The 8,338-nt window shown below is 48.6% G+C and carries 7 protein-coding genes; all 7 read left to right on the forward strand.

Translation table 11 applies throughout. The features are described 5' to 3' along the window. Positions 1–2,571: DNA-directed RNA polymerase subunit beta' (gene rpoC / locus QVO97_RS00365; protein WP_288188459.1), on the forward strand; the 2,571-nt coding region annotated here is incomplete at its 5' end. A 263-nt stretch (positions 2,572–2,834) separates the two neighbouring features. Continuing rightward, positions 2,835–3,932 carry an N-acetylmuramoyl-L-alanine amidase gene (locus QVO97_RS00370; RefSeq protein ID WP_022358470.1) on the forward strand — a complete coding sequence of 366 codons (1,098 nt, stop codon included), beginning with the start codon at positions 2,835–2,837 and terminating at the stop codon, positions 3,930–3,932. A gap of 21 nt (positions 3,933–3,953) precedes the next feature. After that, positions 3,954–4,370 (forward strand): DUF5684 domain-containing protein, encoded by a 417-nt coding sequence (locus QVO97_RS00375; RefSeq protein WP_022358471.1) that lies wholly within the window; start codon positions 3,954–3,956, stop codon positions 4,368–4,370. Positions 4,371–4,621: 251 nt separating this feature from the next. Beyond that, positions 4,622–5,041 (forward strand): 30S ribosomal protein S12, encoded by a 420-nt coding sequence (gene rpsL, locus QVO97_RS00380; protein ID WP_022358472.1) that lies wholly within the window; start codon positions 4,622–4,624, stop codon positions 5,039–5,041. Between the two features lie 305 nt (positions 5,042–5,346). Next, positions 5,347–5,817: a 30S ribosomal protein S7 gene (gene rpsG, locus QVO97_RS00385; protein WP_022358473.1), complete on the forward strand. Its 471-nt coding sequence runs from the start codon at positions 5,347–5,349 to the stop codon at positions 5,815–5,817. 15 nt (positions 5,818–5,832) lie between these two features. Continuing rightward, positions 5,833–7,953: an elongation factor G gene (fusA, locus tag QVO97_RS00390; RefSeq protein WP_022358474.1), complete on the forward strand. Its 2,121-nt coding sequence runs from the start codon at positions 5,833–5,835 to the stop codon at positions 7,951–7,953. 155 nt (positions 7,954–8,108) lie between these two features. Next, positions 8,109–8,338: GTP-binding protein (locus QVO97_RS00395; RefSeq protein WP_288188462.1), on the forward strand; the 230-nt coding region annotated here is incomplete at its 3' end.

The raw sequence follows: 8,338 nt of genomic DNA on the forward strand, positions 1-8,338 counted from the left end.
CAGTGCGGTCTGCCGAAAGAGATGGCGATCGAGCTGTTTAAACCGTTCGTTATGAAAGAGCTGGTTTCCAACGGAACCGCTCATAACATTAAAAATGCAAAGAAGATGGTAGAGCGCCTTCAGCCGGAGGTTTGGGACGTTCTCGAGGATGTAATCAAAGAGCATCCGGTTATGTTAAACCGTGCTCCTACACTGCATCGTCTGGGTATCCAGGCATTCGAGCCGATTCTGGTAGAAGGTAAGGCAATCAAGCTGCATCCGCTTGTTTGTACCGCGTTCAACGCCGATTTCGATGGCGACCAGATGGCGGTACATCTTCCGCTTTCCGTGGAAGCACAGGCAGAGTGCCGTTTCCTGCTGCTTTCCCCGAACAACCTGTTAAAACCGTCTGATGGTGGTCCGGTAGCCGTTCCTTCCCAGGATATGGTACTTGGTATCTACTATCTGACCCAGGAACGTCCGGGCGCCAAGGGCGAGGGCATGGCATTCAAGAGCATCAACGAGGCGATTCTTGCATACGAGAACAAGGTTGTTACCCTGCATTCCCGTGTCAAAGTAAGAGTAACCCGCACGATGCCGGATGGCACAACGAAGACTGGTATCATCGAGTCTACCGTTGGACGTTTCATCTTCAACGAGATCATCCCGCAGGATCTGGGCTTCGTAGACCGTTCCCAGAAAGAGAACGAGCTGAAACTGGAAGTTGACTTCCACGTAGGCAAGAAGCAGTTAAAGCAGATTCTGGAGAAGGTTATCAATGTCCATGGTGCAACCCAGACAGCGATCACCCTGGATGATATCAAGGCGATTGGCTACAAGTTCTCTACACGTGCAGCCATGACCGTATCGATTTCCGATATGACCGTACCGGCAAGCAAGCCGAAGCTGATTGCTGACGCGCAGGCAACGGTTGACCATATCGCAAAGAACTTCCGCCGTGGTCTTATCACAGAGGAAGAGCGTTACAAAGAAGTTATCGAGACCTGGAAGGCAACCGATGATCAGCTGACTCACGACCTGCTGACAGGACTTGACAAATATAACAACATCTTCATGATGGCTGACTCCGGTGCGCGAGGATCGGATAAGCAGATTAAACAGCTTGCTGGTATGCGAGGACTGATGGCAGATACGACCGGTCATACGATTGAACTTCCTATCAAGTCCAACTTCCGTGAGGGTCTGGACGTACTGGAGTACTTCATCTCCGCACACGGAGCTCGAAAAGGTATGTCCGATACGGCTCTGCGTACTGCCGACTCTGGTTACCTGACCAGACGTCTGGTAGACGTATCCCAGGATCTGATCGTCCGCGAGGAGGACTGCTGCTGGGATAAGCCGGAGATTCCGTATATGGAGATCAAGGCATTCATGGATGGTCAGGAGACCATCGAGACATTGCAGGAGCGTATCACAGGACGTTTCATCGCTGAGACAATCACAGACCCGGATACAGGTGAAGTGGTGATTGAGAAGAACCATATGTGTACGCCGAAGCGTGCAGCGGCTGTTATGGCAGCACTGAAGAAACAGGGCAGAGATTCCATCAAGATCCGTACCGTCCTGACCTGTAAATCCCATATCGGTGTGTGTGCGAAGTGCTACGGTGCCAACATGGCAACCGGTCAGCCGGTTCAGGTCGGTGAGGCAGTCGGCATCATCGCGGCACAGTCCATCGGTGAGCCTGGTACACAGCTGACCATGCGTACGTTCCACTCGGGCGGCGTTGCCGGTGGCGATATCACACAGGGTCTTCCGCGTGTCGAGGAGCTTTTCGAGGCACGTAAGCCGAAGGGACTTGCTATCATCGCTGAGTTTGGCGGTGTGGCAACCATCAAAGATACCAAGAAGAAACGTGAGATTATTATCACGGATAATGAGACGGGCAATTCCAAGACATACCTGATTCCTTACGGCTCCCGTATCAAGATTCAGGACGGCGCGGTTCTGGAGGCTGGTGACGAGCTGACTGAAGGTAGCGTGAACCCGCACGATATTCTGAAGATCAAGGGCGTCCGCGCCGTACAGGATTACATGATCCAGGAAGTACAGCGTGTATACCGCTTACAGGGTGTAGAAATCAACGATAAGCATATCGAGATGATCGTACACCAGATGTTAAAGAAGATTAAGATTGAGGAAAGTGGAGATTCCGACGTACTGCCGGGCGTATCCATGGATGTACTCGATTTCAACGAGATGAACGAGGCGCTGGAAGCCGAGGGCAAAGAGCCGGCGATCGGACGTCAGGTTATGCTGGGTATCACCAAGGCATCTCTGGCAACCGACTCCTTCTTATCCGCTGCATCCTTCCAGGAGACAACCAAGGTTCTGACCGAGGCTGCCATCAACGGAAAGGTAGATAAGCTGATTGGTCTGAAGGAGAACGTTCTGATTGGTAAGCTGATTCCGGCTGGTACCGGTATGAAGCGTTACCGCTCCATCAAGCTGAACACTGATGTTGAGGAAGAGGATGATATCGATCTGGCAGAGGACGACTTCAACGAGCCGGCTGAACTGGACGAGGCAGACAAGATTGTACTCAACGAGGATGAGCTGAGGGAAGAATAATTAAAAATGAAAAACGGAACCGTTTTTTGGAGATCGCCGCAGAGATGCGGCGGTCTTTTTTTGTTTCATAAAACCGTAAGAAATAGAAGCACGGGATTGGTTGAATCGAAGGGGAAAATCCGTTATACTTATAAAGGAAATGTTTAAAATCCAAAGTAATGTGATTAAATTGTATAAATTTAAAGAACAAATTTAACGATTTTAGACTTTCAAAACAGAAACAATTATTTAAAAAATAGAGACATTGGAAGGAGATTATATAGATGAAGAGACACAATCGGCTCAAAAAACATACACTGGGACTGGCGGCGGCTCTGCTGGTGACAGCCGGTATGTCGCAGATCGCGCTGGCAGGTGACTCGGTGTATGTCAATACGTCTTCCCTGCGCTACCGGACATCGGCGCAGATCAAGGACAATAATATCGCGGGCAATCTGTCCTACGGTCAGAAGCTGGAGCGCGTGGGAACCAGCGGACAGTGGACGATGATTCTTTTGAATGGAAAGAAGTATTACGTTTCATCCGCCTATGTGACAAGCAAAAAACCGGCATCTGCAGGTGCTGTCCAGACAACCAGCCAGACAGCAGCGGGAGCGCAGACATCCGGCGGCACGGCGATCGCACTTTCTTCTAATTATAAATACGCAAATTATTCGAAGATCAACAGCGGAACTGCGACCCTGTACCGCTCGACTGCTTCCAACAAGAAAAATAAAGTGGTCTGTGTCAATGCCGGACATGGAACAAACGGTGGCGGAAGAGTCAAGACCCAGTGTCATCCGGATGGAAGTGCGAAAGTAACCGGTGGTACAACCGGAGCCGGTGCTACCTCAGCAGTGGCAGTTTCCAGCGGTATGACCTTTGCAGATGGAACAGCAGAGAGCAAGGTAACACTTGCTATGGCAAAGGTGCTTAAGACAAAACTTCTGAATGCAGGCTATGATGTACTGATGATCCGTGAATCAGATGATGTACAGCTGGATAATATAGCCCGTACGGTCATTGCGAATAACAACGCGGACTGTCATATAGCCTTGCACTGGGATTCAACCAGCAGCAACAAGGGTGCCTTTTTCATGAGCGTTCCAAGCAATGCAACCTACCGTGCGATGGAGCCGGTTGCCTCTCATTGGAAGCAGCACAACCAACTGGGCGAGTCGCTGATCAGCGGCTTAAAGAGCGCGGGTGTGAAGATTTATTCCAAAGGCAGCATGGAGATGGATTTGACCCAGACTTCCTATTCAACGATTCCGAGTGTGGATATTGAGCTGGGAGATAAGGCGTCCGATCATTCGGGTGCGACGCTTGAGACGCTGGCGAACGGACTGCTGACTGGCGTGAATACGTTCTTCGGACAGTAAAAACTGAAAGGAGGAAAGTGTATGGGATTGGTAGCGTTTATTATGGCATATGCATTATTTGCGTTTATCTTTTATATTCTGCAGGTAATTGCATACTGGAAGATCTTTACAAAAGCCGGGGAAGAAGGATGGAAATCCATCATTCCGATTTACAATGGCTATGTACAGTACCGGCTGACCTGGGATGTGCAGTATTTCTGGGTGGCACTGGGACTGGCGGTCGGCGGAGGTATTTTAAATTCCTTCGGCGGAATCGTGGGAGTTATCGGTTCGCTTGCGCTTCTGGGAACAGCACTCATGAATGTGGTGGCACTCTATAAGCTGGCGTGTGCCTATGGTCACGGGATAGGATTTACGATTGGTTTATTTTTCCTGAATCCGCTTTTTATGCTGATTCTTGGTTTTGGTGATTCGGAGTACATGGGACCGCAGGAGTAGTGGAAATGAAGTTCCGGGATATTTAAGATATTTTCCAGATAAAAAAGAGTCAGACGAGACAATAGAGGGTTTTGCACTGTACCTGGATACAGCGTAAAACCCTTTATTTTACGGGAAAAATTTGCATTTTATACCTTGACAGTGCAACTCAAACTAGCTATAATAAGTAAGCGTGCAAAATTCAAGGAATTTCTGCGCGGAAATACAAGCTTAAAAAGCAACCACAGACAATATCACAGGAGGTGAAAAGGATGCCTACATTTAACCAGTTAGTAAGAAAGGGAAGACAGACATCTGAAAAGAAATCAACAGCTCCGGCTCTGCAGAAGGGATACAACTCTTTACAGAAGAAAGCTATCAACGTTTCTGCACCGCAGAAGAGAGGCGTGTGTACAGCCGTTAAGACTGCAACACCTAAAAAGCCTAACTCTGCTCTTAGAAAAATCGCCAGAGTTCGTCTTTCCAACGGTATCGAAGTAACAAGCTACATCCCGGGTGAGGGACACAACTTACAGGAGCACAGCGTTGTTCTGATTCGTGGTGGTCGTGTAAAAGACTTACCAGGTACCAGATACCACATCATCAGAGGTACTCTTGATACTGCAGGCGTAGCCAACAGAAAACAGGCGCGTTCCAAATACGGCGCTAAGAGACCGAAAGACAAGAAATAATTTTAATTAGGTAGAAGTTCTATTAGATTTAGAATGAATGTGCCGGACTTTGATATTGATCCTGTAGGTTGCAGGGAATCATAGAACCGCGCACGAGACGCAGGTTGAACTTGGAGAGAACCTGCCGGGCAGGAAGAGAGGAAGCACCGTGCTCAGTGTCGCGCTGAAAGACGCGCTCGCTTCTCAGGTGCGCTTTCACACTAAGCTCGTGAGGGACCTCGCTAAGTGTTCAATGCGAGTACCTAAGATCTAATGAATGGCTCCCGCGGCTCCCCGCCGGAGCAGATATTAAGGAGGGAAGTAACGTGCCACGTAAAGGACATACTCAGAAAAGAGACGTATTAGCGGATCCGCTGTACAACAACAAGGTTGTTACTAAATTAATCAACAACATCATGCTGGACGGCAAAAAGGGCGTTGCTCAGAAGATCGTATACGGCGCGTTTGATCGTGTCGCTGCAGAATCCGGTAAGGAAGCTGTAGAGGTTTTCGAAGAGGCAATGAACAACATCATGCCGGTTCTGGAAGTTAAGGCAAAACGTATCGGTGGTGCTACCTATCAGGTACCGATCGAGGTTAAGCCGGAAAGAAGACAGGCTCTTGCACTTCGCTGGATCACTCTGTACTCCCGTAAGAGAGGCGAGAAGACTCAGGAAGAGAGACTGGCAAAAGAGATTCTGGATGCAGCTAACAACACTGGTGCATCTGTGAAGAAGAAAGAAGATATGCATAAGATGGCAGAGGCTAACAAGGCATTTGCTCATTACAGATTCTAATAGGAGGAAAAAGCTTTGGCTGGAAGAGAATATCCGTTAGAGAGAACCAGAAATATTGGTATTATGGCTCATATCGATGCTGGTAAGACTACCACTACTGAGCGTATTCTGTATTATACTGGTGTTAACTATAAGATCGGTGATACTCATGAAGGTACTGCTACCATGGACTGGATGGCTCAGGAGCAGGAGAGAGGTATTACCATCACTTCTGCAGCGACAACCTGTCACTGGACTTTGCAGGAAAACTGCAAACCGAAACCAGGCGCTCTGGAGCATCGTATCAACATCATCGATACCCCAGGACACGTTGACTTCACGGTTGAGGTTGAGCGTTCCCTGCGTGTACTGGACGGCGCTGTAGGTGTATTCTGTGCTAAGGGTGGTGTAGAGCCGCAGTCTGAGAACGTATGGCGTCAGGCTGATACCTACAATGTACCGCGTATGGCATTCATCAACAAGATGGATATCCTGGGTGCAAACTTCTATGGCTGTGTAGAGCAGATCAAGACCAGACTTGGTAAGAATGCTATCTGTTTACAGCTTCCGATCGGCAAGGAAGATGATTTCAAGGGAATTATCGACCTGTTCGAGATGAAAGCATACATCTACAATGATGATAAGGGTGAGGACATCAGCATCCTTGATATCCCGGAGGATATGAAGGATGACGCTGAGCTTTACCACACCGAGCTGGTAGAGAAGATCTGCGAGCTGGATGATGATCTGATGATGGCATACCTTGAGGGTGAAGAGCCGTCTGTAGATGAATTAAAGAAAGTATTAAGAAAAGCAACCTGTGAGTGTCAGGCTATCCCGGTATGCTGTGGTACCGCATACAGAAATAAGGGTATTCAGAAGCTCCTGGATGCTATCATTGAGTTCATGCCGTCTCCGCTTGACATCCCGCCGATCAAGGGTGTTGACCTGGATGGCAACGAGACTGTAAGACATTCTTCCGACGAAGAGCCGTTCTCTGCTCTTGTATTCAAGATCATGACCGACCCGTTCGTAGGTAAGCTGGCTTACTTCCGTGTGTACTCAGGTGTTATGAACTCCGGTTCATACGTACTGAATGCAACAAAGGACAAAAAAGAGCGTGTTGGACGTATCCTTCAGATGCATGCCAACAAGCGTCACGAGCTGGAAAAGGTTTACTCCGGTGATATCGCAGCAGCGATCGGATTTAAGTTCTCCACCACAGGTGATACTATCTGTGATGAGCAGCATCCGGTAATCCTGGAGTCCATGGAGTTCCCGGAGCCGGTTATCGACATCGCTATCGAGCCGAAGACCAAAGCTGGTCAGGACAAGATGGGCGAGGCTCTTGCAAAACTGGCAGAGGAGGATCCGACCTTCCGTGCTTATACAAACAAAGAGACTGGTCAGACAATCATCGCTGGTATGGGCGAGCTCCATCTGGAGATTATCGTAGACCGTCTGCTTCGTGAGTTCCACGTTGAAGCTAACGTAGGTGCTCCGCAGGTAGCTTACAAAGAGACCTTCACAAAGGCTGTAGATGTAGACAGCAAGTATGCAAAACAGTCTGGTGGTCGTGGTCAGTACGGTCACTGTAAGGTACACTTCACTCCGATGGATCCGAACGGCGAAGAGACCTTCAAGTTTGAGTCCAGCGTTGTCGGCGGTGCTATCCCGAAAGAGTACATCCCGGCTGTAGGCGAAGGTATCGAAGAGGCTGCTAAGGCAGGTATCCTCGGCGGATTCCCGGTACTCGGCGTTCACGCTGACGTATACGATGGTTCTTACCATGAGGTCGACTCTTCTGAGATGGCTTTCCATATCGCAGGTTCCATGGCATTCAAGGATGCTATGCGTAAAGGTAACCCGGTACTGCTTGAGCCGATCATGAAGGTTGAGGTAACCATGCCGGAAGAGTATATGGGTGATATCATCGGTGATATCAACTCTCGTCGTGGTCGTATCGAGGGTATGGAAGACATCGGCGGCGGCAAGCTGGTTAAGGCTTATGTTCCGCTGGCAGAGATGTTCGGTTATTCTACCGACCTTCGTTCCAGAACTCAGGGACGTGGTAACTACTCCATGTTCTTTGAGAAATATGAGCCGGTTCCGAAGAGCGTTCAGGAGAAAGTTCTTGCTGGAAAAGCTGAGAAATAATTAAAAATGTAACTATATTGCCTTTTCCGGGCAGATAACTGCCCGGAAAAGCAATATTAGGCTTGAAAAAACGGCTCTAATCGAATATAATTAGAGTCAGCCTAACATAAATTGAGATACCCGTATTGGGTGTAAATTAAGGAGGACGTCTTAAAATGGCAAAAGCAAAGTTTGAAAGAACTAAACCGCATTGTAACATTGGTACTATCGGACACGTAGACCATGGTAAAACAACCCTGACAGCAGCTATCACAAAAGTTCTGGCTGCAAGAGTAGCTGGTAACACAGCTGAGAACTTCGAGGATATCGATAAAGCTCCGGAAGAGAGAGAGCGTGGTATTACTATCTCTACTGCACACGTTGAGTATCAGACAGAGAAGAGACA

Source organism: Clostridium sp. CAG:43, from assembly GCF_000434655.1.
Lineage (GTDB): Bacteria > Bacillota > Clostridia > Lachnospirales > Lachnospiraceae > Otoolea > Otoolea fessa.

Excerpts from the sequence above, each read along its gene's own strand:
- QVO97_RS00370 (WP_022358470.1), top strand. The coding sequence starts at position 2,835 with ATGAAGAGACACAATCGGCTCAAAAAACATACACTGGGACTGGCGGCG.
- rpsL (WP_022358472.1), top strand. The coding sequence starts at position 4,622 with ATGCCTACATTTAACCAGTTAGTAAGAAAGGGAAGACAGACATCTGAA.
- QVO97_RS00375 (WP_022358471.1), top strand. The coding sequence starts at position 3,954 with ATGGGATTGGTAGCGTTTATTATGGCATATGCATTATTTGCGTTTATC.